Here is a 23,079-nt window from a genome sequence, read left to right on the forward strand (position 1 = left end):
GGCCTTCAGCCGGCACTTGCCTTGGAAAACAGGTTCAGCACCAGCACACCGGCCATGATCAGGCCGATGCCCGCCAGGGCCGGCACATCGAGCCGTTGGCCATGAACCAGCCACGCCAGCGCGGTGATCAGCACAATGCCGACACCCGACCAGATCGCATAGGCAACGCCGGTCGGAATGCGTTCCAGCGTGAGCGAAAGACAGAACAGCGCGACCAGATAGCCTATGAGACTAACCGCGAGGGGCACCATCCGGGTGAACCCCGCAGACTGTTTGAGCGCCGTCGTCGCAATCACTTCGGCCACGATGGCGATGGCTAGCGCCAGGTACGGGGGAAGGTTCATCCTGCCGCCAGTTCGCTCGCCAGCAGGCGGAATTCCTCGGCGCGCGGCGAATTCTTGCGCCACACCAGTGCGATCTCGCGGCTGGCATGTTCGGCTTCCAAGGGGCGGGCGACGATCTGCGTGCCCTGCAGGATGCCCGCCTTCACTGCCATCTCCGGCAGCATGGTGAGCCCGAGGCCATTGTCGACCATCTGCACCAGCGTGTGCAGGCTCGTGCCGATCACGCTGGCGCTCGCGCGCAGTTCGGGGCGATTGCACGCCGCAAGCACGTGATCCTTGAGGCAGTGCCCGTCCTCGAGCAACAGCAGGCGCGCCTCGTCGATCAGCGCAGGCGCTATGCTCTGCGGGGGATCGCGCGGGTCGTCCTTGGGGAAGGCGACGAGCAGGCGGTCATGGAACAAGTGAGCGCTCTCGACCTCGCCAGTCGCGAAAGGGAGGGCGAGCAGGACGCAGTCCGCCCGGCCATGATGCAACGATTCGACCGCCGCGGCGCTCGGCTCCTCGCGCAGGAACAGCTTGAGCTGCGGGCGCTCATGACGGAGGCGCGGGAGAATGCGCGGCAGCAGGAACGGCGCGATCGTCGGGATCACACTCATGCGCAGATCGCCCGTCAGCGGCGCGCCGTGAGCCTGGACGAGCGCGGACAGTTCCTCGCCCTCGCGCAGCAGGCGGTGCGCCTTGGCAACGACCTGATCGCCCAGCGCAGTGAAGCGCACCACACGGCGGGTGCGCTCGACCAGCGTGACGCCGAGCAGCGTTTCCAGCTCCCGCAGACCTGCCGAAAGCGTCGACTGCGAGACGAAGCAGGCATCAGCCGCGCGCCCGAAGTGGCCGTGCTCGTGGAGTGCCACGAGGTACTGCAACTGCTTGAGGGTGGGGAGGTAGGTGGTCATCAGTCGTCGCCGGCTGCGGGCTCTTCCGGATCAGCCGGGGGCATGAAGCCGTCGTCGTCGTCCCCGGCAGGAGCATCGTCGGTGTCAGCGGCGGCCGGCTCGTCGTTGCCGCCGGCGATATCATCGATATGCGCCATCTTGAGCTTGCCCTTGACCACCGCGAAGGCGAGCTTGCCCTCGACGAGTTCGAGCGCATCGCGGCCGAACTGTTCGAAGCGCCAGCCTTCGAGGATCGGCAGGCCCTTGCGCTGCCCGGCAGCGAGGGCTTCCAGATCGTCGCTGCGGGCGAGCAACCTTGCTGCAATATCAATCTCGCGGCTGCGGATCTTGAGCAGAAGCTTGAGCAGATCGGCGACCAGTGCGCCTTCCTTGCCCAGCGGCGCACCGCGCGGCGCACGCGGCGGCAGTTCGGCGTCGCTGAGCGGCTTGGCATCGGCAATTGCCTGCATCAGGCGGCGGCCGATGTCGTTGTCCTTCCATCCGGCGGAAAGCCCACGCACCTTGGCGAGCTCATGCTGCTCGCGCGGGGGATGGCTGGCGATATCGGCGAGCGTTTCGTCGCGCATGATCCGGCCGCGCGGGATGTTCTTGTCCATTGCCTCGGTCTCGCGCCAGGCGGCGATGGCCTTCAATCGCCCGAGCACCGCCGGATTGCGGCTCGGCGCACGGATCTTCTGCCAGACAACCTCGGGATCGGAGCGGTAGTTCTCGGGATCGGCGAGCTTTTCCATCTCGGCATCGAGCCATTCGCCGCGCCCGGTCTTGATCAGCCGCTTGAGCATGCGCGGGAAGATCTTCGAAAGATGCGTGACGTCGCCGATGGCATATTCGATCTGGCGCTCGGTCAGCGGACGGCGCGACCAGTCGGTAAAGCGCGCGCCCTTGTCGACGGTGAAGCCAAGCCAGCTTTCGACGAGGTTGGAATAGCCGATCTGTTCGGATTGGCTGATCGCCATCATTGCGATCTGCGTGTCGAAAATGGGGTGAGGTGTGCGTCCGGTCAGGTTGTAGATGATCTCCACGTCCTGCCCGCCGGCGTGAAACACCTTGAGCACGTCCTCGTTATCGACCAGCAGTTCGAGCAGTGGGGCCAGATCGAGGCCCGGCGCCAGCGGATCGATCGCGGCGGCTTCCTTGTCGTCGGCGATCTGGACCAGGCACAATTCCGGCCAGTAGGTGTTCTCGCGCATGAACTCGGTATCGACCGTGATGAAATCGGCCTTGGAAAGACGCTCGCACAAGTCGGCCAGAGCTGGGGTCGTGGTGATCAGCGGATGTATCTTCATCGTGCTTTTCTATCTGCGCGCCAGGCCAAACCCTCATGCTTGGCCGGTGCTGGTGGTGACCCCGTCCGGGGCCTGCGGCTTGACAAATTCACGGCCATCGCCTCTTGGCCGCGTTCATTCCCTGCCCGAATGCTGGCCGATTGACCAGCCAAATTGGATTTAGCCCATGCACCCTTATCGTTCCCACACCTGCGGCGCGCTGGCACAGGCGCAAGTCGGTCAGAACGTGCGTCTCTCGGGCTGGGTGCACCGCAAGCGTGACCACGGCGGCGTGCTGTTCGTGGACTTGCGCGATCACTACGGCATCACCCAGATCGTGGCGGACAGCGACAGCGCGGCGCTTGCGATCCTTGAGTCCACCCGCGTCGAAAGCGTCGTGACGATCGAGGGCGAGGTCAAGGCGCGCAGCGCGGGTACGGTGAACCCGAACCTCTCGACCGGCGAGATCGAAGTCTATGCCCGCAGTGCAACGGTGCTTTCGGCCGCCGAAGAACTGCCGATGCCGGTGGCCGGGGAACAGGAGTATCCCGAGGATATCCGTCTGCGCTACCGCTTCCTCGACCTGCGCCGCGAGACGCTCCACGCCAATATCATGACGCGCACCAAGGTGATCCGCGACATGCGCACCCGCATGGAGAGCGCCGGTTTCACCGAATACTCGACGCCGATCCTGACCGCATCGAGCCCCGAAGGCGCGCGCGACTTCCTCGTGCCGAGCCGTATCCACGCCGGCAAGTTCTACGCGCTGCCGCAGGCGCCACAGCAGTACAAGCAGCTGCTGATGGTGGCGGGCTTCGACCGCTACTTCCAGATCGCCCCCTGCTTCCGCGACGAAGACCCGCGCGCCGACCGCCTGCCGGGCGAATTCTACCAGCTCGATCTCGAAATGAGCTTCGTGACCCAGGAAGAAGTCTGGGAGACAATGGAGCCCGTGATCGGCGGAGTGTTCGAGAGCTTTGCCAATGGCAAGCCGGTGACGCCTTCGGGCAGCTTCCCGCGCATTGCCTATGACGATGCCATGCTGAAGTACGGTTCGGACAAGCCTGACCTTCGCAACCCGCTTGTCATCAGCGACGTCGCCAGCCACTTCACCACCTCGGGCTTCGGCCTGTTCGAGAAGATCGTCGCGGGCGGCGGCACGGTGCGTGCGATCCCCGCGCCGGGCACGGCAGACAAAAGCCGCAAGTTCTTCGACGACATGAACGAGTGGGCGCGCAGCGAAGGCCATGCCGGCCTCGGCTACGTGACGCGCAAGGGCGGCGAGTTCGGCGGACCGATCGCCAAGAACCACGGCGCCGAGGGCATGGAAGCGCTCTATGCCGCACTCGGCCTTGGCCCCGATGACGGCCTGTTCTTCGCCGCTGGCAAGCCCGAGCAGGCCGCCAAGCTCGCAGGTGCGGCGCGCACGCGCGTTGCCGAGCAGCTCGGCCTCATCGACAAGGACCGCTTCGAGCTGTGCTGGATCGTCGATTTCCCGTTCTACGAATGGGACGAGGACGCCAAGAAGGTCGAATTCGCGCACAACCCGTTTTCGATGCCGCAGGGCGGCATGGCCGCGCTCGAAGGCCAGGACCCGCTGACGATCAAGGCCTTCCAGTATGATCTCGTCTGCAACGGCTATGAAATCGCCTCGGGCTCGATCCGCAACCAGTCGCCCGAACTGATGGTCAAGGCGTTCGAGCTTGTCGGGCTTTCCAAGGCGGATGTGGAGGAGCGCTTCGGCGGGCTCTACCGCGCGTTCCAGTATGGCGCGCCACCTCACGGCGGCATGGCAGCGGGCGTGGACCGCATCGTGATGCTCGTCTGCGGCGCGCAGAACCTGCGCGAAATCACGCTGTTCCCGATGAACCAGCGCGCCGAGGACCTGCTGATGGGGGCGCCGTCGCCCGCCAGCAACGCCCAGATGCGGGAATTGCACTTGCGGACGGTGGAACCCGCAAAGGGGTGAACGGATTAGGGCAGGTGGCGCAAACCTGTGGATTGCGCACCCGCCCGTCCGCTCGGTTCACCGCTCGTCACGCACCACGCACACTTCGTCCACATAGCTGCTATGCATCGCGCCACTTGCCAGCCCGCAATCCGGACATTAGGGCGATGGCCAGATTTGAGTAGACCAACCCAGTTCCTTGAAGGGGCAAAAGAATGAGCGATACCGCCGACCGCGTGAAGAAGATCGTTGTCGAGCACCTCGGGGTAGAGGCCGACAAGGTCACCGAAGACGCGAGCTTCATCGACGATCTCGGTGCCGACAGCCTCGATATCGTCGAGCTGGTCATGGCGTTCGAAGAAGAATTCGGTGTCGAGATCCCTGACGATGCGGCCGAGAAGATCGCCACCGTGTCGGACGCGATCAAGTACATCGACGACAACAAGGGCTGATCCTTTCGGATTGCCAACCCGTCCGCACCTTCCCGTTCTGCCCCGCCTTCGGAGCAGGACGGGAGAGGCGGTCGTTCCCCGGCGCTGAACCGCCGGGGCTTCGACAGGCTCGGTCCCGCAAGGGGTCTGGGCCTGTTGTGCTTCATGGTCCGTTCGCCGGTTGCGGGCGGACGTTTCGGAGACTGCAATGCGCCGTGTCGTCATCACCGGACTTGGCCTCGTCACCCCGCTGGGCGCCGATGTCGAAACCGTTTGGGCCAATCTCATCGCCGGCAAGTCGGGCGCGGGGCGGATCACCCGCTTCGATACCACGGGCCAGAAGTGCCTGATCGCCTGCGAAGTGAAGCCGGCTGACCACCCCTATGGCTTCGACCCCAACAAGCGCGTCGATTTCAAGGTGCAGCGTCAGGTCGATCCGTTCATCGTCTACGGCATCGATGCCGCGGGTCAGGCACTCGAAGACGCCGGCCTTGTCGACATGGACGACGACCTCAAGATGCGCACCGGCTGTTCGATCGGTTCAGGGATAGGCGGCCTGCCGGGCATCGAGAGCGAATCGATCGTGCTGCACGAAAAGGGTCCGGGCCGCGTAAGCCCGCACTTCGTGCATGGCCGCCTGATCAACCTCATCTCGGGTCAGGTCTCGATCAAGTACGGCCTGATGGGCCCCAACCACGCTGTCGTCACTGCCTGCTCGACCGGCGCGCACTCGATCGGCGATGCCGCGCGCATGATCAAGGATGGCGATGCCGACGTCATGCTCGCAGGCGGTTCGGAAAGCACGATCAACCCGCTTGGCGTTGCCGGCTTTGCGCAGGCACGCGCGCTCAACTGCAGCTACAATGATCGCCCCGAACAGGCGAGCCGCCCTTATGACAAGGACCGCGACGGCTTCGTGATGGGTGAGGGTGCGGGTGTCGTCGTGCTCGAGGAATACGAGCATGCCAAGGCGCGCGGCGCGAAGATCTATGCCGAAGTCGTCGGTTACGGCCTCTCGGGCGATGCCTACCACGTCACCGCGCCGCACCCTGAAGGCAAGGGCGCCGAACTCGCGATGCGCATGGCGCTACGCAAGGCTGGCATGGGGCCTGGCGATATCGACTACATCAACGCGCACGGCACCTCGACCATGGCGGACACGATTGAACTCGCCGCGATCAAGCGCGTGCTCGGTCCCGATCTCGCGGGCGCTTCGATGAGCAGCACCAAATCGGCCATCGGTCACCTGCTTGGCGGGGCCGGTGCGGTAGAGGCAATCTTCTGCGTTCTGGCGATCCGCGACCAGATCGTACCGCCCACGCTGAATCTGGATAATCCGGATGAGGGCTGTGAGGGTGTCGATCTGGTGCCCAAGGTCGCGAAGAAGCGCGTGGTGCGCGCGGTGCTGAACAACTCGTTCGGCTTCGGCGGTACCAATGCCAGCGTGATCATGAAGGCTATTTGAGCCTGCGGGGCAAGAGGCGGCGTTCAATGCGCAAGGCGGGCCGGCTCAGGATCATCGCGCTGGCTGTGTTGCTGGCAGTGGGTGCTTATGGCGTCCACTTCCTCTACGGCTGGTACGGCAGCGGCCCGCTTGTCAAGGAGACCACCTTCTCCGTGCCCGAAGGCGCGACGCTTGCCAGTGTCGCCGAACGGCTCGAGGCGGAAGGCGTCGTCGCCTCGGCCGATACCTTCCGCATCCGCGCGCGCCTGCTGGGCGGGAGCGAGCCGCTCAAGGCCGGTGAATACGCTATCCCCGCGCATGCCAGCGGCTCGGCCGTGCTCGCCCTCCTCCAGGGCGAGGGCGGCGAAGTGCGCCGTCTGGTCATGATCCCGGAAGGCATGCCTGCGATCATGGTGCAGGAACGGCTGATGTCGCAGCCGCTCCTCACTGGGCCGGTGCCGACCCTGGCCGAGGGGTCCATCCTGCCCGACAGCTATGCCTTCCAGCGCGGCGAAAGCCGCACCGCGGTGGTCACCCGCATGCAGAAGGCCATGGCCCGTACACTGGCCAAGCTTTGGGCAGACCGCGCGCCCGATACGGTTGCGCGCAGCCCCGAGGAAGCGGTGATCCTCGCCTCGATCGTCGAGAAGGAAACCGGCAAGCCTTCGGAACGGCGGATGGTCGCCGGGCTCTATTCCAACCGGCTTCGGCAGGGGATGATGCTGCAGGCCGATCCCACGATCATCTACCCGATCACGCGCGGCAAGCCGCTCGGCCGCCGCATCCGCCAGTCGGAAATCCAGGCCGTCAATTCCTACAACACCTATACGATGGTCGGCCTGCCCAAGGCGCCGATCACCAATCCTGGCAAGGCCTCGATCGAGGCGGTGCTCCACCCGGCCCGGACCAACGCGCTGTTCATGGTCGCAGATGGCAAAGGCGGCCACGTCTTCGCCGCCACGCTGCAGGAGCACAACGCGAACGTCGCGCGGTGGTTCGCGATCCGCCGCGCACGCGGGGAACTCTAGGGTCTGCACGGCCAATAGTGATGCATCGTCATCACCCCCGCGAAAGTCACCATGCCTGCCTCGCTCCCGCCATCAGCCTCGCGCTGGGCCGGAAGCCGCGGGGCAAGGCAGACCCCTACCGCGCGTTTGCAGTGCTTGCCGAGGTGTTGATCTGCTGCATGGTGAGTGTGGTCGCAGGGCTCGCGACCGTTTCCGATCGCAAGGGTACACCGCTTGGCCCGCCACCAAGTTGCATGGTCGTGCTCTGGTTGCTGACAATGACCGATACCGCGCCGCTCGAGGTCACCGAGATCGCTCCGCGCGCGCTGGCCAGGGCTGAGACAAAGCGGCCGAGCGACGGATCGTAGACGGCCGGCACGATGCTTGGCTGGTTCTCGAGCGAGGAGGGGGCGATGCTCAGGGTTGCCTGCCGTGCCCGCCCGTCGAAGCTGGCGGCGGTGATCGTTGCCGGTGCGATCGAACGCAGCGTCACGTCATAGGCCGTCTGGGCATGGGCAGAAGGGGCTATCACCAAGGTTGCAGCAGCCATCGCCACAAGGCCGGTGAGCCGCGGCATCACGAGGTCTGTGGTGCGAAACAACCTCATCGGATCAGTTCCCTGCGCGATTGGATGTACATCGTCTTTTAGCCGTTATGACTATGCCTGAAAGACCCATCCTTGGCAATCGAACGCCCCGAAGGCCCGGGCTTCGGGCTCGCAGGGCGCGGTTCGATCCAAGCTGCTGATATTCCTGATCCGAGGCCCCATCTACGTAACCTTCCGGCATTGAACCGGACGGTGGGGCGCTGCGCCCGGGCTGCTTTGCGCTGCCCGCAGCATCGTGCAACGCTACGCTGCAGCCGCCGCGATTCGCGTGCGCCCGCGACCGGGAGGTCTGACAAGTGGACGGCGAGGAGAGGCCTGAGAGCCGCAGCGCAGGGGCGCCGCTGATCGTGACGGCCGAACTGCCGGCTGCGCTGCAGGCCCGTGCAGAGGCCTTGCGCCGGGCTCACTACCCACCCGATCGCAATCACGTTCCTGCCCATGTCACTCTGCTGCGTGCGCTGCCCCCGTTCGTGGAGGACGAAGCACGGCAGCTGCTCTCCACACTAGCGGCTGAACTGCCGCCGCCACATGCCACGATCACCGGTGTGATGGACCTCGGCAGCGGAACCGCGCTCGCCATCGAAAGCTCCGCGCTGCGCGAGGTGCGGGCGATGATCTCGGCGCATTTCCATGGCCTGCTCACCCTGCAGGATGAAGGCGAGCCGCGCCTTCATGTCACGCTGCAGAACAAGGTCCCGCGCGCCGAGGCGAAAGCGCTGCAAGCCGCACTCGGCCCAGCGATCCGCACCGAGCGCTTCGCTTTCGCGGGTCTGGCCTTGCACCGGTACCGCGGCGGACCGTGGGAAGCCGCCGGCCGCTGGTCCTTTCGCGGGCGGAAGAAGCGCTGATACACCGCACAAGGGAACTTCCGATTCCCCTGTTGACCCCGCCCCGCGCCCCGCCTAATAGGCCCGCCTGCCTTGGGATCGGACAGATCGATCAACAGGCAAAATCCCCTCGGGGCGGAGTAGCTCAGCCGGTTAGAGCAGCGGAATCATAATCCGCGTGTCGGGGGTTCGAGTCCCTCCTCCGCTACCATTCAAGTCATTTATCGCTTTTTTTTCAAAGGATAAAATAACTTTTCCGGAATATCGAAACCACATTTGTTCCCACATTTTGTGCGGGTCGGAATGGGCTGTTATGCCCCTCTCTGGGACCGTTGCGCGGCGCCCTCTCGCGTTGTTGCTGTCTTCCTCTCTGAGCTGTACGGACGAATCTTGACAGTGCATCGCACTGGCTGCTGTGAGGTTGCAGCGGCCTTCCGGCAAGCGTCAACGGCGTCGCGATTGTCGCGCTGGATGTCAGCGGTCTGCACCAGTGCATTCCATGCCTCGGGGCTGTCGCTCTGCATTAGCCGTGCGCCTGCGTCCCAGGGCGTGGATATTCCAACCATCCGCGCGGCCATGTGCTCGGGCCAGTGCCAGCTTTCTGGCATCGTGCGAGCAATGGTGCCGGGCAGGAAAGACCATAGCAGGATGCCTGCCAGCAAAGCTCCGCCTGCCACCTGGTAGAGCTGCTGCCGCTGCTTGGCGGCGGTGCGGGCATGGGCAGTGACGCTGTGCATTTCCTGCGTAGCTTGCTGCAAATCGCTGCGGGCCTGGCTGATCCTGTCATGGTCGCTGCGCCGCGCCGATTCTGCTGCTGCGGCGATCCGCTGGCCAATGCCGTCAGGGGTCATCTGCAACGCCGGATGATCAGCCATGCTCTTCAGGCACTCGCTAATCGCGCCCATTCGCTTGGCCATGTCAGTCAGGGTCGCACCGTAGTCGGGAATGGTAATGTCAGCGCGTTCGGCTGCGAGGTGCTGGACCGCTCTGCGCATGAGGGCCAGTTCCCCTTCAAGGCGGGCAAACGCCTCGACGGCGGGATCGCCTGCGACCTCCAGGACGGGCGGGTCGGGATCGGGTTCCGGCTCAAGGTCCAGGGTTAGTTCCACGTCATCAGTATCGGTATCCATTACGCTTCTCCTACAGGCCCATGCCGATTGACCGGCTCCGCTCCATCGAGATGGAAGCGGCAAGGTCGCGGGCAAGATCGCGACCGAGTTCCGTCTTGATGCCAAGCTCGCGGGTGCGGCCGCGAAGCAGGGATTCGACCTGCGCGTCGCGCTCCAGCCCCTTCGTCATGTCCGTCATGCGGTTGGTGAGCCTCTGCGCGCCCTTGGTATCGCCATCGCGCTGCATGGCCTGGCGTGCCTGCCCGAGCCGCTGCCAGTCGCTGACAAAGCGGTCAGCGCGCTGAATAGGATCGGCGCGGATTTCGGCCTCAAGCTGCATGGCTCGGATTGCACCCTGGCTGCGACCATCGGCGGCCTCACGGGCGAGCGAGGGTTGGCGCTGCAAGGCGCTGGCGAGGTCGGCTGTGCCATGGGGTCGGATCGCATCGAGCGCCTTTCCGGCCTTCTCCAGCGCGTCGCGTTGGTGTGGCAGGACCGGCAGGCCTTGTTCGCGCATCTGCCCAATCTCGGCGGCGGCACGCGCGTAGCGTTCGACTGCGCGGGGCTGACCGATCTGTTCGGTCGGCAGGGCTTCGAGCTTGTGGGCCTGCGGGCGGAAGCCCGCAAAAATGGACTTCGCCCGTTCCGGCAATTGCCGGGCGATTTCCACGATACGTTCGCGGAAGGTGATGCCGCGTCGTTCGGCAAACTGCCGCTCGGGCTTGTAGTCGCTGGCCATGTCTTTGCCGCGCTCGCGGCTCAGCGTGCGGACAAGCTTTGACTGATCGGCGAAGTCGTCGCGGCCATGGTGCAGGTCCATGCCGTCACGGTGGCGGGACAGCCCAACATAGGCCGCGTGGCTGTCCATGCCGGGGGTGGCCAGCACATGGGAATGATCGACGGTCATGCCCTGCGCCTTGTGGATCGTGGCGGCGTAGCCATGATCGACGTGCGCATAATCCTTGGTATCGAAGACGACGCTACGGCCATCGTCGGTGCGCACGGCCATGCGCTGCGGTGTCACCTGTTCGACATTGCCCAGCGTGCCGTTCTTGACCCCAAGCCCGCGCTCGTTGCGCAGGAACATGATACGGTCGCCACTGGCAAACTGACGCTCGCCGCGCTCGGCGCGGATGGTCACATCGATGCCCAGCTCGCCACTGGCGCGCAGCTTTCCGCGTGCCGCGTCACTGAGTTCGCGCACCTCGTCATTGGTGTGGGTCAGGATGATCCGCGTATCGACGGGGCTGGCCTGCCGGTCATGGTCCCAGCGTTCGATCAGGTCGCTGCGCGCTGCTTCCCGCGTCTCGGCGGCGTGCACCATGCCCCGTTCGTCATAAGCCTTAATGGCAAGGCCAGTGCGCCCCGTTGCGAGGTGCCTGGTGGCGTCCTGCTGCCAGCCTTCATGCTGACGCCGCACTTCGCTGATTTCGACGCCGCCGTGCCGTTCATGGATCGCGCGGAAGGCTGCTCCCGCTTCGATGGCCTGGAGCTGCTGCGGGTCGCCGACCAGCACGACTTTCGCGCCTGCATCGGCGGCATGGGACAGGACGCGCTCCATCTGGCGGGTGCCGACCATGCCTGCCTCGTCGATCACCAGCACGTCGCGCGACGTGAGGATTTCGCGGCCCTGACCCCACTGATGTTCAAGGCTGGAGATGGTACGTGAGGCAATGCCCGAACCGAGCTCCAGCCCCTCGGCAGCAATGCCGGACAGCGCGGCGCCGCGAACGGTAAAGCCTGCACTTTCCCAAACCTCATGCGCAACGCCCAGCATCGCGCTCTTGCCTGTCCCGGCATAACCGACGACAACGCTCAAACCCCGCCCATCGGTCACATGCTCGAACGCCGCGCGCTGCTCGCCGGACAGGATCAGGCCGCGTGTCTCGGCGCGCGCCAGCGCTCCTTCCCGGCCTTTCTGATCGACGCCAGTCCGCTCGCGCTCCGCCATCAATTCCGATGCGCGCTGCAACCGCTGTTCGGTCTCAATCATCTGACGCGATGTGAACCGGTCTTCGCCGCGTCCGTCCTTGCCCAGCGCAATCAGGTCCGACGATCCGCGCACCGCGCTCATCGCCTGATCGAACTGCTCTTTTCCGTCACTGCGTCGGTGCACAAACATCGCCAGATCGCGGCCCGTGAAGGTGGCCTGGCTATGCGTGATCGCATCAAGCGCGACGTTGGGATTGGCGATGATCCGCATCCCGTTGCGCTGCGCGACCGCGCGGTGTTCCTCTATCCGTTCTGCCTCCAGCCCGCGTTCGTCCATGCGCGATGCGGCGGGGCCGATCTTGTCCTGCGGCTCCAGCGCTATGCCCTGGGCCTGCAAACTGCGGTGATCGACCCGCGTGTCGATGTCGAGTTCGGCCAGCCGCTCGTTGACATGATCGGCCCAGCGTTCGCGCCACTGCTCGACGAGTTCAGCCTTGTTCCAGTCGCGCACCTTGGCGCCGAACCCGTCTTCCCCGACTTCCCGCATGGTCAGCAAGACATGGGCATGGGGTTTGGCTTCGCCGTCCGCACCCATATCCCAATGGACATTGAGGTCGGCGATCATGCCCTTTTCGACGAACTCGGCTTCGACGAATTCGCGCGCAAGCTCGATGCCCTGTTCTTGACTCAGCTCGCGCGGAATGGCGACCTCGACCTCGCGGGCAAGCTGCGCGTCCTTGCGCTTCTCGGCGGCCTCGACCGCGTTCCACAGTTTCTCGCGGTCGCCGAATTCCTCCGGCGCACCTTCCGGCAACATTATTTCGGAATGGACAACTCCGTCCTTGTTGGTGAAATCATGGTCACGGTCGAGCCGGTCGTCGTGCAGTCGTTCGGCCCCACGATAGGCCGCTGCCGCCACAGCGCTGCGCCCGCTCGACCGGCTGATGACTTTAACGGAGAGGTGGAAGATCGCCATGACGGCATTCCATCTACGCCACCAAGCGCACGTCGGCACGACGTATAAGCGCGCCCTCCCATGATAAAATCCTGCTCAGGACTATTCAGTATCAGGCCGTCTCGACGACTCTACAGCATTGGGAGAGCATCGATATTAACATCAGCGCATCACCTCTCAATGGAGAACTTCGATGCGCAAACCCCGTGACTTTGATTCGGAACTTAAGGCACTTGCCGACAAGGCGAAGCAACTGAAGGAACGCCGGGTGCAACAACTCGGGGAACTGGTGATCGCCACCGGCGCCGATGCGACCGATGCGGAAACGCTGGCCGGTGCGCTGCTCGTCATCGCCGATACCACTGACACTGGAATGAAGGAGGCGTGGCGCAAACGCGGCGCTGCATTCTTTCAAAACAAGGCGCGCAAGCGTGGCGAAGGAACTGAACACCAACCGGGCGGCACTCTCCCGCTTGACGGCGGCGCGGCATCGGCTTGAAGCAGCAATGGCCCGCACCGACATGCGCGAATGGCAGGTCCAGCGACGCGAACGCACGCGGCAACTGATTGAACTGGGCGGCCTGGTCGTAAAGGCCGGACTGGTCGAACTTACCGACGATGATCGCGCGACGCTCTACGGCGCGTTCCTCACCGTCGCGGCCAAACTGCGCAGCGAGGACCGCGAACAGGCGCTGGCGCTTTGGAAGCGCAAGGGGAAGCGGGCGTTTGGGGCGGAAGGGTCGAAAATCTAATTTCCGAGATTTGCGAGCGAATTCCATGTGATGCCAATTGGCCCAGATAATTTATGAGGGCATGCCCAAATCTTCAGCCCAGCCGCTCAAGCACGACCACGGTGACATTATCCTTCCCACCTGCATTCAACGCTGCGTTTATCAGTGCCTCAGACGGTGAACGCCGCTCTTGGTCCATGATGGCGGCGATCTCGGTATCATCCAGCATGTCGGTCAAACCGTCTGTGCATATGAGTAGGCGCTGGCCCTTCTTCCACATGATACGCAACAGGAACGGTTCGGGAAGGTCCAGTTCACTCGTGCCTCCGATACACCGCGTAAGCACGTGGCCGTCGATCACGTGGTCCTCGCTTATAAGGCTTAGATGCGACCCCATGTGGTAAATGCGGCTGTCTCCCACGTTGAAGCACAGTGCGTCGTCGGCACTTAGGATGACTCCGGCGACTGTAGTTCCCATCCCCGACAAAGCATCGTTTTCGCGCATGGCCGAGAACATTGTGCCGTGGATCGCCGCTAACGCGTTTTCGATACCCTCTTCATCGCCAAGGATGTCCGCGACACCCCGCAGACATTCCACTGCAAGGCGGCTTGCGATCTGCCCAGCTGCGTGCCCGCCCATACCGTCAGCGATTATTGCCCAGCCTTCATGGGCGGGAATTACGCCCTCCCATTGCTCATTCGTGTCCGAATGGGCTGACACCCCGAAGGTGTCTTCATTGTCAGCGCGGACCAGCCCGCGATGCGACATTGCCCAGCAGTAATAACCTTCTGCGTGCCCCGCCATCGGCGCTCCAGTATTGAAAATTTCCGTCAGCACACCTTTTTATGGCAAGTCCCAGGGTTCACCGTCCGCCAACCGCCGGACCGGCGGCAAAGGGATTTGCGGATTGTCCCACGCAATCCCATGAACAGGCACCAATGCCTTCGGCGCAATCGCAGCTGCGAAGCGAGCAAGGTCGGCAGGACTCGCATGTCCAGACGTGTGTAATTTTAGCGTTTTTGCGCCAGCGGCTTGCGCTCGTGTCCATCCGGAATTCGTGTCTTCTGGATCAAGATAGCCACTCCAATTTGAAAACGCATAAGCATCATCTGGTGTGAACCCAATACCGCCACGCTCGAAATCTCGCACCATTGAATCTCTTAACATGATGATCGCGCGATTATTTGCCAACCGCGCTCGGGATGTAGCAAATGGACTTGTCGCCATCTCAGCTACATAATCATCCCGTCCCTGTCGCCCGTAGAGCCGTTTCCCGCCGGGCGTGATTACAACTTTGAGTTCATGAAAATCTGGCCCTGGCGTGGGTAGACGGGTGCCTCCTGTAATTCGTCGAAGAACATCTGCACCATAGAGATCAACTACCAGTTCACGCCCACTGCGCTTGGCGGCCCGAAATAGGGTCACCGTCCGATCAATGTTTTGCGCTGACCATTGGACAAAAACGTGTCGAGGAGTCTCGAGGGCCAGGGCGACAAAGGCATCCTCAAGCTCGCTCTCGGTAATGACCGGCTTGTCAGTGCCAAGGTTTGTTCCCTCCATCAACAATACGTCGATGCGCTCGGGCGGCGAAGCGATCATCGTTTCCACCAGCTTGGCTTTTCGCCCATGCGCGCGAAAATCACCGCTATAGAGAATACGACGTCCGCTCCCTTCGATCAGAAGCATATAGGCGTCCGGTGCCGAATGGTCCGTCAGATAGGGCGTGATCGTAAAGCCGCGGACTGGAAAGGGCCTGGAGCGGCTATGCCAAGTTTCGATTGGCCGAGTGATGCTGCCACCGAACAATTCTGTCGATAGCCGCATCATTTCTGCTGCCTTTTCTCCTGCCCAGATCGGCCAGTCGCCGGGTAGTTCGTGAATCAGCCCCCAATGGTCCATGTGGCCATGACTAAAAACGACCGTCGCAGGCCGATTGAGATCAAGCGTTCCGGGAAGCAGGCCCGTCGCCTCGCGTGGGGCATCAAGGGGGCGGCCAGCATCCAGAATCAGGCGTTCGCCATTCTGACTAGCGATTTCGATACACGAGCCGCCAATTGTTTCGGTGCCGCGATGAACGGTGATTGTGAGGGTCAAGCTGTCACCCGTGCCATCTGGAGGTGTGGTAGCAATACCCCGGTTGCATTGGCTTCAAAGACACTTATCCCGTTGCGGTGAAGCTTCTCACGGTGCCCGTTTTTGGCAAAGCTGGCAGAAGCTTGCCGCATACGGTCACGTGCAATCTGCTCGTCGCATCCTTCGGGCCAGTAATTGCCGATGACGACACCTGGCTGCACGACTATGAGTGGATCATTGGCATCAGCCAAAGCCTTCCAGATGGAAATGCAATCGAGCCTACTATTCGCGTCCGTGCCAAACAGGCTGTGAAATTCAAGCAAAAGGGCGGCTGTGGTCTTGTAAGCTTTAGTCACCTGCTCAATTCTGCCGACTTCTGCCATCCAGTCGACATATTTCCGAAGCTGATTGAGAACCTTTGGGCCAGAAAATCCGCCTTCATGAATTTCATACTCTTTGTTCGACCGCAGTTCAGGGTTATTTGCGCACTTGGCTTCCCAAAACGCAATCGAAGGAGTTCCATCCACGATCTGCGCAATAACAATATCCATGCGCGGGGCTACCCGTGCGCTACCAGGTGTATCGCTTGCGGGTAGCCCCATTTCGAGATCGATGATGCCTGGATTGGTCGAGGCGAGATCATCAACAAAGCGCTTCTCGGCTGAGGCGTAGCTATCGGCTGTTTCGATCCAGCCATTTATTAGGGTGGCAGTAGCCGGATCGGCGAGTGAGGCGGCATCAAACGGCACATAGTTCTGCTCAAGTGCTGCACCGTCACGCGGAGAACTACGTCTCCGGCCAGAAACATAGGCTTGGTGAACAGCAAGTTTCGGCCCGTCGCGGCCACATGACAGCTTGGCTACGGACTGCCCTTTCACATAGAAATTGACGTAGCCGTCGCGCACTCCAAGCCGCAGTGGCGCGTCACTCGTTGCCTCCACTCCTGAAAATGCCCATCGTGCAAATAAGGACCGAACAGCATTATCAGGATTCTGGTCTTCCCACCTGGCAAGATCAGCCATCATGGGAAACGAACGAGCGAAAACGGGCATGAAGCCTCCCTCAAAAGCATATATTCATTTCAGAGGCCGAGAAATTTACACCCCGCTGAAATAAACCCTCCGTGTTGCCGTTCGGCAACAGTTGTCAACTGCCGCAATATGGTCGGCGACCACAGTTGCGGCAACCAGCATTGCACGATTTTGGCGAACACCAGTAAATTGAGGCGGATTCGGGCAAGATTTCGGGGAGCATGATCAGAAAAGCGTTAAGGCACCAGAATTTCGCTCAAAAGCCATCACCGATGGCTAGCAATCAATCGCCTGGTTCAACCGCTGTCTGGAGACCTCGGCCACGTGCTTCGACTGCTGCCTTAGCCAGAAAATCCTCGATGGCGGCAACGGAGTGCTGACGACATAGGTTGAGGGCTTCGACTTCCGTGAGGCAGTCGATCCCGTAGCCGAATTGGCTTTGCCAGAGGTCGTCAAGTGCTTGGCCATGCCGCTCCCATAGCACAATTCGGGTTGCGGGCTGCAATGAAATTATGCGTGCATCCCGGCTCTCGGTCAGGGTCGTGATCGCGATGACCTCTCCGCCCCGTGCCTCGACGTAGCCGCGCAGGTTAGCGAGCGTGCCGCCTAGGCCGACGTGATCATCCACGAGCACATAGTTTGCGCCTGGTTGGACCTGCCCTTCAAACGTCGCAGGGGTGACCAACCGCTGGAATGCCGGAGCACGGGTATGCCCGACCTTGTTCGTCTGGACAATTTCACCGGCAATCACCGGCAAACCAAGCTTGCTCCCCAAAACCTGGGCCATCGCATCGGGGATTGCGTTGAAACCGGTCAATTCGTCCGCGACCACCGGCAGAAGAAGGGTGGGTCGGCGTCCAACCAGTGCCTGGATTCGAGCCAACCCGTCAGGCGAGAGGAGGTCCGCAGCCAGCATTAGGCCTGCGTCTGCATCACCGCTCTTCCCCGCGGCGTATCCTGGATGGCTGTCACGTGTGCGAACGTTTGTGTGGATGACCACGTCAGGAAAGTTCGCAGGCCAAGGCAGCCGGGTAGGAAATTCGTCATTCATCGACACAACATGCCTATTGGCTATCTGAAAAGCCAGAACTGGATCGTGCACCAGCGTGAACCGCAAGGCGAAGGCTGATTCGCGCGCGAGCATCGCTAGTTTTGGCGCAAATATCCGCCGCTTGTGCGCAGATTTAGCGGCATGACGCCGCGTCTGCTCGGATCACGTCACAAAAATTCCGCCTAAAGGCACCCCGTGTTTGCGTCCGCCGTCTTCTCTACTCTTCCGTATCCGTGCCTATCCTTCCGCAAGTTATTCTATCCGCATTTGCGATGGCCGTGTCAGGGACTGCGAATTCTGTTGCGCTGGAAGCCTCATAGCGAAATTCTTGGATCAGGGGGCACCAGTAACTGCCAACGGATGGAAGCAAGTCCCATGTCCAACTCTGACAAGATAATCCGCCTCAAGACCGTTCTCGCCCGCACCGGCCTGTCCCGCTCCACCATGTATCGCAAGATCGCAGAGGGGACTTTCCCGTCCCAAGTGAAAATCAGCGTTCACGGTGCGGGCTGGCGGGAATCCGCCGTGAACCGCTGGATCGATGATCCGGTATCTTATCGAAATGAGAGCGCGGCGCAGTGACAGCGCCGCATCCGGTCGAGCCGATCTGCGTGAAGGTCAATGACGCTGCACGCATGATCGGCGTCGGTCGCACCAAGCTCTACGAACTGATTGCGTCGGGCGAAATTGAGGTCATCAAGCTCGGCAAATCGACCCGTATCACGACTGCCAGTCTGCACGAGCTGGTCATGCGGCAGCGCGAGCCGAAGTAGGCTCGGCTGCCGCCGTATTCGCTGCTGGGCTGCGATTGCCCAGATAGTCTGCCCACTGCTTCATCAGGGTTCGGCGCTTCTCGAAGAAATCGGTTCGGCGGTAGGCGGCTTCGACCTTGTTAGGCAGCTTGTGGGCGAGGGCTTTGTCGGCGACCTCCTTGGGGAAGTTGGTGCATTCGGCGGCCCAGTCCGTGAAGGTGGAGCGGAAGCCGTGCACTGTGATGCTGGCGAAACCATCGTCGCGCAGCAGCTTGGTCATGGTCATGTCGCTGATCGGCTTCTTGCCATCGTTGGAAAAGACCAAGCCTGTATCGCTGGTCCGCTCATTCCAGCGCTTGCGCAGCAATGCCACAACCGGTGCCGAAAGCGGCACGACGTGGGTTTCGCCTGCCTTCATCCGTTCGGCAGGAATGGTCCATACCGCATTTTCGAGATCGAACTCGGTCCATACCGCAAGGCGCGTCTCGTTGGAGCGCACGGCGTTGTAGATCGTGAAGCGCAAGGCGTCGCGCCCGGTCGTCGGGGCGGCGCTGGCAAGTTTCTGCATCAGCGCCGGAACGTCGGCATAGGGCATGGCCTCCATGTGCCCGCGCTTGTCGTTCTGACGTGGCAGGCCTTTACGCACCGACCGCAACGAAACCTCTTCCGGCACCCAGCCTTTCACATGCGCGAAATCGAGCACTACGCCGATGCGCTGGAGCAAGCGCCGCGCTGTTTCCGGTATCTCCAGCCATATCGGGGAAAGCGCCTCGACGACGCAGGCGCTGTCCACCTTGTCGACCGGCGTTTTGCCGATGCGCGGAAAGAGGTGCCGCTCGAAACCAGACAGCCACCGGGCATGATGGCCATCCTTCCACCCGTCGCCCAAGGTCTGATGGCATGTGCGGGTTGCGGCCTCAAAGGTCGGAATGACCTTGCGCGCCTTTCGCCGTTCGGCGACAGGATCGAAGCCTTCACGAACTCGGCGGCGGAATTCTGCTGCCCCTGTTCTGGCATCGGATAGCGAAACGTCATGCGCCGATCCCAGACCGTAGTCGCGGCGATGGCCTTTCAACTGCATGCGCAGCACCCAGGTGCGTGCGCCGCTGGGCTTTACGACCAGGCACAAGCCCCGGCCATCGACATGGCGACCGGGCTTCGCGTTCTTCACTTTCAATACTGTCAGCGCCATCAGGTTCGAGTCCCTGTCAGGGATTCATACCGCCAAAAACGGGGGTATTTGGTCCCACAATCGTTCCCACATTTCAGCGGGAATTCAGGCGATTCAGGGCGACCGACCGCGAACACGTTACAAGATAAATCGCTGATTTTACAGAGTAGTTGGAGACGCTCTGAAATTGCCTGAGACGAAAGTTATAGCGCCTCCTCCGCTACCAACCTCGGGTCCGGAAGCTTCCCAGCGCTTCCACATTTTTCCAATAAATTGATAAAAAGCAGAGGGTTGCGGGTGATTCGCGTCCGTATGCACCCGATGCCTTCCACACGCAGCCAGATTTGGTGTGGGGGTATTTTGGGGGTATTTTCGCGGAGTGTCGGAAAGGAGCGATACCCCCAATGCCTCTAACAGAGACTCAGGCCCGAAACGCGAAGCCAAACGACCGCGCATATAAGCTGTTCGATAGTGAGGGGCTCTTCCTGCTCGTCCAGCCGAACGGCACGAAGCTGTGGCGGATGAAGTACCGCTTTGCGGGCAAGGAGAAGCTGCTGTCCTTCGGCGCCTATCCCGCCGTGGGGATCTCCGCCGCGAGAGAGAAACGTTTCGCAGCCAAGGCTCAGCTCGCTCAAGGAGAGGATCCTATGAGAGCGAAAGGTGAGGGCGAAGCTGACGACGAAAGGACGTTCGAGGCAGTGGCAAAGCGATGGCATGCGAATCGAAAGTCCGCTCTGAACCCAGCACACGCTGAACGCGTGTGGTCCCGCATGGAGCGGGATGTCTTTCCGGCAATCGGTCAGAAGGTCATTCACCAGATCACGCCCCCAGACGTGCTGGCCATGATCCGCAAGATCGAGAAGCGAGGAGCGCTCGACATAAGCCGGCGTGCGAAGCAGGGCGTGGGTCAGGTCTTTCAGTTCGCGATTGCTTGTGGGCTTGCCAGCCATGATCCGACGGCAAACCTTCGCGGTGCCTTGAAGCCGCGTCCGCGGGTTCAGCACATGAGCCGCCTTCCACTCAGCGAGCTGCCCACGTTCCTGGACAAACTGCGCGCCTATCGGGAGGAGGGCGAGCGGCGCTCCGTGATCACACGCGATGCCGTCATGTTTGCCCTGTTAACCTGGGTCAGGACCAAAGAACTTCGATTTGCGACCAAGACCGAATTTGAAGGTCTCGACGGTCCCGAACCATTGTGGCGCATTCCGGCAGGCCGAATGAAAATGGGCCGTGAGCACCTCGTGCCCTTGCCCACACAAGCGGCGACGATTGCCAGGACAATGATTGGTTCTGCGAAAGGGGAGTTCCTGTTTCCAGGAAGCCATCTGGAAAAGCCCCTTTCGGAAAACACGATGATCTATGCGCTTTACCGCCTTGGCTATCACACCCGGCAGACGGTTCATGGCTTCCGGGGACTGGCGAGCACATGGGCGAATGAGCAATTGATCGAGTTTGGTAATCCGCCAGTCTGGATCCGCCGTTACCACGAAGATTGGGTCGAGTTGCAGCTCGCGCATTCCGAAAAGAACGAGGTTCGGGGCGCCTACAACGCAGCGGAGTACCTCACACCGCGACGGCGGATGATGCAGGATTGGGCAGACTTCCTGGACGTTGGATCGGTCGTCGCCATCAAGCGAGACAGGAAGCGTGCCGCATACCGTGCGCTCGGCGTATCGAACTGGTCGACTTCGTACTTGCCGTCGACGACGGGAACATTCCATCCGAGCAGATCGACGAACACCGCCTTGCGCGCGGCGAACATCGCTTGCGACAACTGCTGATCCGGCCCCTGACCGGGTGTTACAACTGTAAACATGACTCAGGATCTCCTTGTTCGCCTCAGCAGAACAAGGATCACCGGTTGGCAGGCGACCCGGAATCACAAGAAATGGGGATGGCGCCAGGGTTTGAGGTCTCCGAAGCTCAAAGTCCCGTCAAACAGTGTCAGGGTGATGAGCAATTGTCTCTTGTAGACCCTGTAACGCTTGCATGCGGACACAATGTGTCTCGTCGCGGTTTCTCTCGAAATTCCCAGAATCGTAGCGATCTCGGCATCGCTTTTGCCCTGCGCCATGAGCAGGACGCAGTCGCGCTGGCGATCCGTAAGCACCACGCGCGGAGGCCGGTGCAGCTGGCCGCGTCGCAGCCAGAGTTTCCGCGCGGTCTCGAACGCGAATACGCCCGCAAGCTGCGCCTCCAGCAACTTCTTCGGGTCGATCCTGGATCCGGCTGGGGCCGCGAAAGAACAAGTCCCACGTGCCTCGCCGGGGATATGCACCGGCACTGTGAAACCCTCACCGATGCCCTGCTCGCGGCCGGCATCCAGCATGCGCAGGTCCTCGCTGGTCAGGGGAATGAGGCTCGGGAGCTGCGACCAGCAAAACCCCAGTGCGGTTACATGGCTTGCGCGGTGAACAGGATCGATGATCCCCAGAGAACGGCGATCATAATCCTGAGCCCATTGTGCGGGATAGTTGTGCAAACGGACTGCACTATCCTTGCAACGGGCGAGGTCCACGTGATGCGAAAGGGCATAGTAGGGAAAGCCGAGCCTGCCTGCTACGTCGGCCAGCGCGGTATCAAGTTCGGCCACCGAGCTCACGTCCCGGGCGATGCTCTGCAAAAGGCAAGCGAACGAATGTTCCACTGAGTAGCCCCTAGGCTCAGGACTCATTGATTGAGCCAGAAGATGACGGTTGCGGCGATGCAGATGGCGGACATGAACGTGTGGGCGCATCGGTCGTAGCGGGTATGGATGCGTCGCCAGTCCTTGAGTTTGCCGAACATGTTCTCGATCCTGTGGCGCTGGCGATAGAGCACAGCGTCGTGGGGGATGGGGACCTTGCGGTTGACCTTTGACGGGATGCAGGGGGTTATGCCGCGCTCAGTCAGGGCAGCGCGGAACCAGTCGGCATCATAGCCCCGATCGGCCAACAGCGCTTTGGCCCTGGGCAAGGCGTCGATCATCAGCGACGCGCCCTTGTAGTCGCTCATCTGCCCTTCGCTGAGCAGCATGACCAGTGGCCGACCCTTGCCGTCGCAGACGGCGTGAAGCTTGGAGTTCAGGCCGCCTTTGGTGCGCCCGATACGTCTGGGTACAGCCCCTTTTTGAGCAGGCTGGCGGCGGTGCGGTGCGCCTTGAGGTGGGTCGCATCGATCATCAGTTGATCCGGCTTGCCGCCCTTCGCAGCCAGGGCGGCGAAGATCTTGTTGAACACGCCCATGCGGCTCCAGCGGATGAACCGGTTGTAGATCGTCTTGGCCGGGCCATACTCAGCAGGCGCATCGCGCCAACGCAGGCCATTACGGATCACAAAGATGATACCGCTGATGATCCGCCGGTCATCAACCCGAGGCACCCCGTGTGACAACGGAAAATACGGCTCAATCCGGCGCATCTGCGCCTCTGACAACCAGATCAAATCGCTCATGACAACGCCTCCTCAGCGCCGTCATTGAATCAACTGATCGCACGCTACGCAAGCATTTTAATAGGTCCTGAGCCTA

The 23,079-nt window shown here is 61.9% G+C and carries 23 protein-coding genes, 1 tRNA gene and 1 pseudogene; 11 read left to right on the forward strand and 14 right to left on the reverse strand.

Annotated elements, in window-relative coordinates; all coding sequences use genetic code 11:
* Positions 1 to 5: 5 nt before the first annotated feature.
* From Q0082_RS01065 to rnd, 3 genes are read right to left on the reverse strand one after another with little or no spacing between them, the layout of a single operon-like run.
* A complete protein-coding gene (locus Q0082_RS01065; RefSeq protein ID WP_298188908.1) occupies positions 6 to 344 on the reverse strand; it encodes an SMR family transporter in 339 nt (112 codons plus the stop codon).
* A complete protein-coding gene (locus tag Q0082_RS01070) occupies positions 341 to 1,237 on the reverse strand; it encodes a hydrogen peroxide-inducible genes activator (protein ID WP_298188910.1) in 897 nt (298 codons plus the stop codon). The genes Q0082_RS01065 and Q0082_RS01070 overlap by 4 nt, the downstream gene beginning before the upstream one ends.
* On the reverse strand, positions 1,237 to 2,523 hold the full coding sequence (rnd, locus tag Q0082_RS01075) for a ribonuclease D (RefSeq protein WP_298188912.1): 1,287 nt from the start codon (positions 2,521 to 2,523) through the stop codon (positions 1,237 to 1,239). The genes Q0082_RS01070 and rnd overlap by 1 nt, the downstream gene beginning before the upstream one ends.
* A 166-nt stretch (positions 2,524 to 2,689) precedes the next feature.
* Between rnd and aspS the strand changes: the two genes are divergently transcribed.
* The 4 genes from aspS (at position 2,690) to mltG (ending at position 7,353) form a co-directional block, all read left to right on the forward strand.
* Positions 2,690 to 4,471, forward strand: a complete 1,782-nt coding sequence (aspS, locus tag Q0082_RS01080) for an aspartate--tRNA ligase (RefSeq protein ID WP_298188914.1) — start codon at positions 2,690 to 2,692, stop codon at positions 4,469 to 4,471.
* A 194-nt stretch (positions 4,472 to 4,665) separates the two neighbouring features.
* On the forward strand, positions 4,666 to 4,902 hold the full coding sequence (locus Q0082_RS01085) for an acyl carrier protein (RefSeq protein WP_054121351.1): 237 nt from the start codon (positions 4,666 to 4,668) through the stop codon (positions 4,900 to 4,902).
* A gap of 187 nt (positions 4,903 to 5,089) precedes the next feature.
* Positions 5,090 to 6,346, forward strand: coding sequence for a beta-ketoacyl-ACP synthase II (gene fabF, locus Q0082_RS01090; protein WP_298188916.1), 1,257 nt, complete (start codon positions 5,090 to 5,092; stop codon positions 6,344 to 6,346).
* 26 nt (positions 6,347 to 6,372) lie between these two features.
* Positions 6,373 to 7,353: an endolytic transglycosylase MltG gene (gene mltG, locus Q0082_RS01095; RefSeq protein WP_298188919.1), complete on the forward strand. Its 981-nt coding sequence runs from the start codon at positions 6,373 to 6,375 to the stop codon at positions 7,351 to 7,353.
* A 115-nt stretch (positions 7,354 to 7,468) separates the two neighbouring features.
* Here the strand turns inward: mltG and Q0082_RS01100 are convergent, their stop codons facing one another.
* Positions 7,469 to 7,939 carry a hypothetical protein gene (locus tag Q0082_RS01100; RefSeq protein WP_298188921.1) on the reverse strand — a complete coding sequence of 157 codons (471 nt, stop codon included), beginning with the start codon at positions 7,937 to 7,939 and terminating at the stop codon, positions 7,469 to 7,471.
* Between the two features lie 296 nt (positions 7,940 to 8,235).
* Here Q0082_RS01100 and Q0082_RS01105 point away from each other — a divergent pair, with 296 nt between their 5' ends.
* Both Q0082_RS01105 and Q0082_RS01110 read left to right on the forward strand, forming a co-directional pair.
* Positions 8,236 to 8,787, forward strand: coding sequence for a 2'-5' RNA ligase family protein (locus Q0082_RS01105; RefSeq protein ID WP_298188923.1), 552 nt, complete (start codon positions 8,236 to 8,238; stop codon positions 8,785 to 8,787).
* A gap of 113 nt (positions 8,788 to 8,900) precedes the next feature.
* Positions 8,901 to 8,977, forward strand: a tRNA-Met gene (locus Q0082_RS01110).
* A 100-nt stretch (positions 8,978 to 9,077) separates the two neighbouring features.
* Here Q0082_RS01110 and Q0082_RS01115 read toward each other — a convergent pair.
* Both Q0082_RS01115 and traA read right to left on the reverse strand, forming a co-directional pair.
* Positions 9,078 to 9,896 (reverse strand): DUF6118 family protein, encoded by an 819-nt coding sequence (locus Q0082_RS01115; protein WP_298188926.1) that lies wholly within the window; start codon positions 9,894 to 9,896, stop codon positions 9,078 to 9,080.
* Positions 9,897 to 9,906: 10 nt separating this feature from the next.
* The gene (gene traA, locus Q0082_RS01120) at positions 9,907 to 12,783 is read right to left on the reverse strand and encodes a Ti-type conjugative transfer relaxase TraA (RefSeq protein ID WP_298188929.1); all 2,877 of its coding nucleotides are present in this window, start codon (positions 12,781 to 12,783) and stop codon (positions 9,907 to 9,909) included.
* A gap of 172 nt (positions 12,784 to 12,955) precedes the next feature.
* Between traA and Q0082_RS01125 the strand changes: the two genes are divergently transcribed.
* A complete protein-coding gene (locus Q0082_RS01125; RefSeq protein ID WP_298188931.1) occupies positions 12,956 to 13,261 on the forward strand; it encodes a conjugal transfer protein TraD in 306 nt (101 codons plus the stop codon).
* 22 nt (positions 13,262 to 13,283) lie between these two features.
* Entirely contained in the window at positions 13,284 to 13,514 is a 231-nt protein-coding gene (locus tag Q0082_RS01130; RefSeq protein WP_298188952.1) for a conjugal transfer protein TraD, read from the forward strand.
* Positions 13,515 to 13,587: 73 nt separating this feature from the next.
* On the opposite strand, the gene Q0082_RS01135 is transcribed toward Q0082_RS01130, so the two are convergent.
* The 4 genes from Q0082_RS01135 to Q0082_RS01150 form a co-directional block, all read right to left on the reverse strand.
* Positions 13,588 to 14,331, reverse strand: a complete 744-nt coding sequence (locus tag Q0082_RS01135; RefSeq protein WP_298188933.1) for a protein phosphatase 2C domain-containing protein — start codon at positions 14,329 to 14,331, stop codon at positions 13,588 to 13,590.
* A gap of 6 nt (positions 14,332 to 14,337) precedes the next feature.
* Positions 14,338 to 15,588: an MBL fold metallo-hydrolase gene (locus Q0082_RS01140; RefSeq protein ID WP_298188935.1), complete on the reverse strand. Its 1,251-nt coding sequence runs from the start codon at positions 15,586 to 15,588 to the stop codon at positions 14,338 to 14,340.
* Positions 15,585 to 16,619, reverse strand: a complete 1,035-nt coding sequence (locus tag Q0082_RS01145; RefSeq protein ID WP_298188936.1) for a hypothetical protein — start codon at positions 16,617 to 16,619, stop codon at positions 15,585 to 15,587. The genes Q0082_RS01140 and Q0082_RS01145 overlap by 4 nt, the downstream gene beginning before the upstream one ends.
* 262 nt (positions 16,620 to 16,881) lie before the next feature.
* A complete protein-coding gene (locus Q0082_RS01150; protein ID WP_298188938.1) occupies positions 16,882 to 17,715 on the reverse strand; it encodes a hypothetical protein in 834 nt (277 codons plus the stop codon).
* 309 nt (positions 17,716 to 18,024) lie between these two features.
* Between Q0082_RS01150 and Q0082_RS01155 the strand changes: the two genes are divergently transcribed.
* Together Q0082_RS01155 and Q0082_RS01160 are read left to right on the forward strand one after the other, a co-directional pair.
* Positions 18,025 to 18,231, forward strand: coding sequence for an AlpA family phage regulatory protein (locus Q0082_RS01155; RefSeq protein ID WP_088184702.1), 207 nt, complete (start codon positions 18,025 to 18,027; stop codon positions 18,229 to 18,231).
* Entirely contained in the window at positions 18,228 to 18,422 is a 195-nt protein-coding gene (locus Q0082_RS01160) for a helix-turn-helix domain-containing protein (RefSeq protein WP_298188941.1), read from the forward strand. Before Q0082_RS01155 ends, Q0082_RS01160 begins: the two co-directional genes overlap by 4 nt.
* On the opposite strand, the gene Q0082_RS01165 is transcribed toward Q0082_RS01160, so the two are convergent.
* Positions 18,397 to 19,593: a site-specific integrase gene (locus Q0082_RS01165; RefSeq protein ID WP_298188944.1), complete on the reverse strand. Its 1,197-nt coding sequence runs from the start codon at positions 19,591 to 19,593 to the stop codon at positions 18,397 to 18,399. The genes Q0082_RS01160 and Q0082_RS01165 overlap by 26 nt on opposite strands.
* 383 nt (positions 19,594 to 19,976) lie before the next feature.
* On the opposite strand from Q0082_RS01165, the pseudogene Q0082_RS01170 reads away from it, so the two are divergent.
* A pseudogene (locus tag Q0082_RS01170) lies at positions 19,977 to 21,182 on the forward strand (integrase arm-type DNA-binding domain-containing protein); the annotation flags it as partial.
* On the opposite strand, the gene Q0082_RS01175 reads toward Q0082_RS01170, so the two are convergent.
* The 3 genes from Q0082_RS01175 to Q0082_RS01185 form a co-directional block, all read right to left on the reverse strand.
* The gene (locus tag Q0082_RS01175) at positions 21,116 to 21,388 is read right to left on the reverse strand and encodes an acyl-homoserine-lactone synthase (protein WP_366522470.1); all 273 of its coding nucleotides are present in this window, start codon (positions 21,386 to 21,388) and stop codon (positions 21,116 to 21,118) included. The pseudogene Q0082_RS01170 and the gene Q0082_RS01175 overlap by 67 nt on opposite strands.
* Before the next feature lie 63 nt (positions 21,389 to 21,451).
* Complete coding sequence (locus Q0082_RS01180) at positions 21,452 to 22,165, reverse strand: LuxR family transcriptional regulator (protein WP_298188946.1); 714 nt, start codon at positions 22,163 to 22,165, stop codon at positions 21,452 to 21,454.
* Positions 22,166 to 22,242: 77 nt separating this feature from the next.
* Positions 22,243 to 23,003, reverse strand: a protein-coding gene (locus tag Q0082_RS01185; protein ID WP_298188948.1) for an IS5 family transposase whose coding sequence is annotated in 2 segments (ribosomal slippage) — positions 22,243 to 22,670 and positions 22,670 to 23,003 — 762 coding nt in all. Because the reading frame shifts where the segments join, the coding sequence is not laid out codon by codon here.
* Positions 23,004 to 23,079 lie beyond the last annotated feature (76 nt).

This window comes from Novosphingobium sp., assembly GCF_027489515.1.
Taxonomy (GTDB): domain Bacteria; phylum Pseudomonadota; class Alphaproteobacteria; order Sphingomonadales; family Sphingomonadaceae; genus Novosphingobium.

Coding starts and splice junctions, on each gene's coding strand:
- Q0082_RS01065 (WP_298188908.1), bottom strand. CDS start 344: ATGAACCTTCCCCCGTACCTGGCGCTAGCCATCGCCATCGTGGCCGAA.
- Q0082_RS01070 (WP_298188910.1), bottom strand. CDS start 1,237: ATGACCACCTACCTCCCCACCCTCAAGCAGTTGCAGTACCTCGTGGCA.
- rnd (WP_298188912.1), bottom strand. CDS start 2,523: ATGAAGATACATCCGCTGATCACCACGACCCCAGCTCTGGCCGACTTG.
- aspS (WP_298188914.1), top strand. CDS start 2,690: ATGCACCCTTATCGTTCCCACACCTGCGGCGCGCTGGCACAGGCGCAA.
- Q0082_RS01085 (WP_054121351.1), top strand. CDS start 4,666: ATGAGCGATACCGCCGACCGCGTGAAGAAGATCGTTGTCGAGCACCTC.
- fabF (WP_298188916.1), top strand. CDS start 5,090: ATGCGCCGTGTCGTCATCACCGGACTTGGCCTCGTCACCCCGCTGGGC.
- mltG (WP_298188919.1), top strand. CDS start 6,373: ATGCGCAAGGCGGGCCGGCTCAGGATCATCGCGCTGGCTGTGTTGCTG.
- Q0082_RS01100 (WP_298188921.1), bottom strand. CDS start 7,939: ATGAGGTTGTTTCGCACCACAGACCTCGTGATGCCGCGGCTCACCGGC.
- Q0082_RS01115 (WP_298188926.1), bottom strand. CDS start 9,896: ATGGATACCGATACTGATGACGTGGAACTAACCCTGGACCTTGAGCCG.
- traA (WP_298188929.1), bottom strand. CDS start 12,783: ATGGCGATCTTCCACCTCTCCGTTAAAGTCATCAGCCGGTCGAGCGGG.
- Q0082_RS01125 (WP_298188931.1), top strand. CDS start 12,956: ATGCGCAAACCCCGTGACTTTGATTCGGAACTTAAGGCACTTGCCGAC.
- Q0082_RS01130 (WP_298188952.1), top strand. CDS start 13,284: ATGCGCGAATGGCAGGTCCAGCGACGCGAACGCACGCGGCAACTGATT.
- Q0082_RS01145 (WP_298188936.1), bottom strand. CDS start 16,619: ATGCCCGTTTTCGCTCGTTCGTTTCCCATGATGGCTGATCTTGCCAGG.
- Q0082_RS01155 (WP_088184702.1), top strand. CDS start 18,025: ATGTCCAACTCTGACAAGATAATCCGCCTCAAGACCGTTCTCGCCCGC.
- Q0082_RS01165 (WP_298188944.1), bottom strand. CDS start 19,593: ATGGCGCTGACAGTATTGAAAGTGAAGAACGCGAAGCCCGGTCGCCAT.
- Q0082_RS01175 (WP_366522470.1), bottom strand. CDS start 21,388: ATGTTTACAGTTGTAACACCCGGTCAGGGGCCGGATCAGCAGTTGTCG.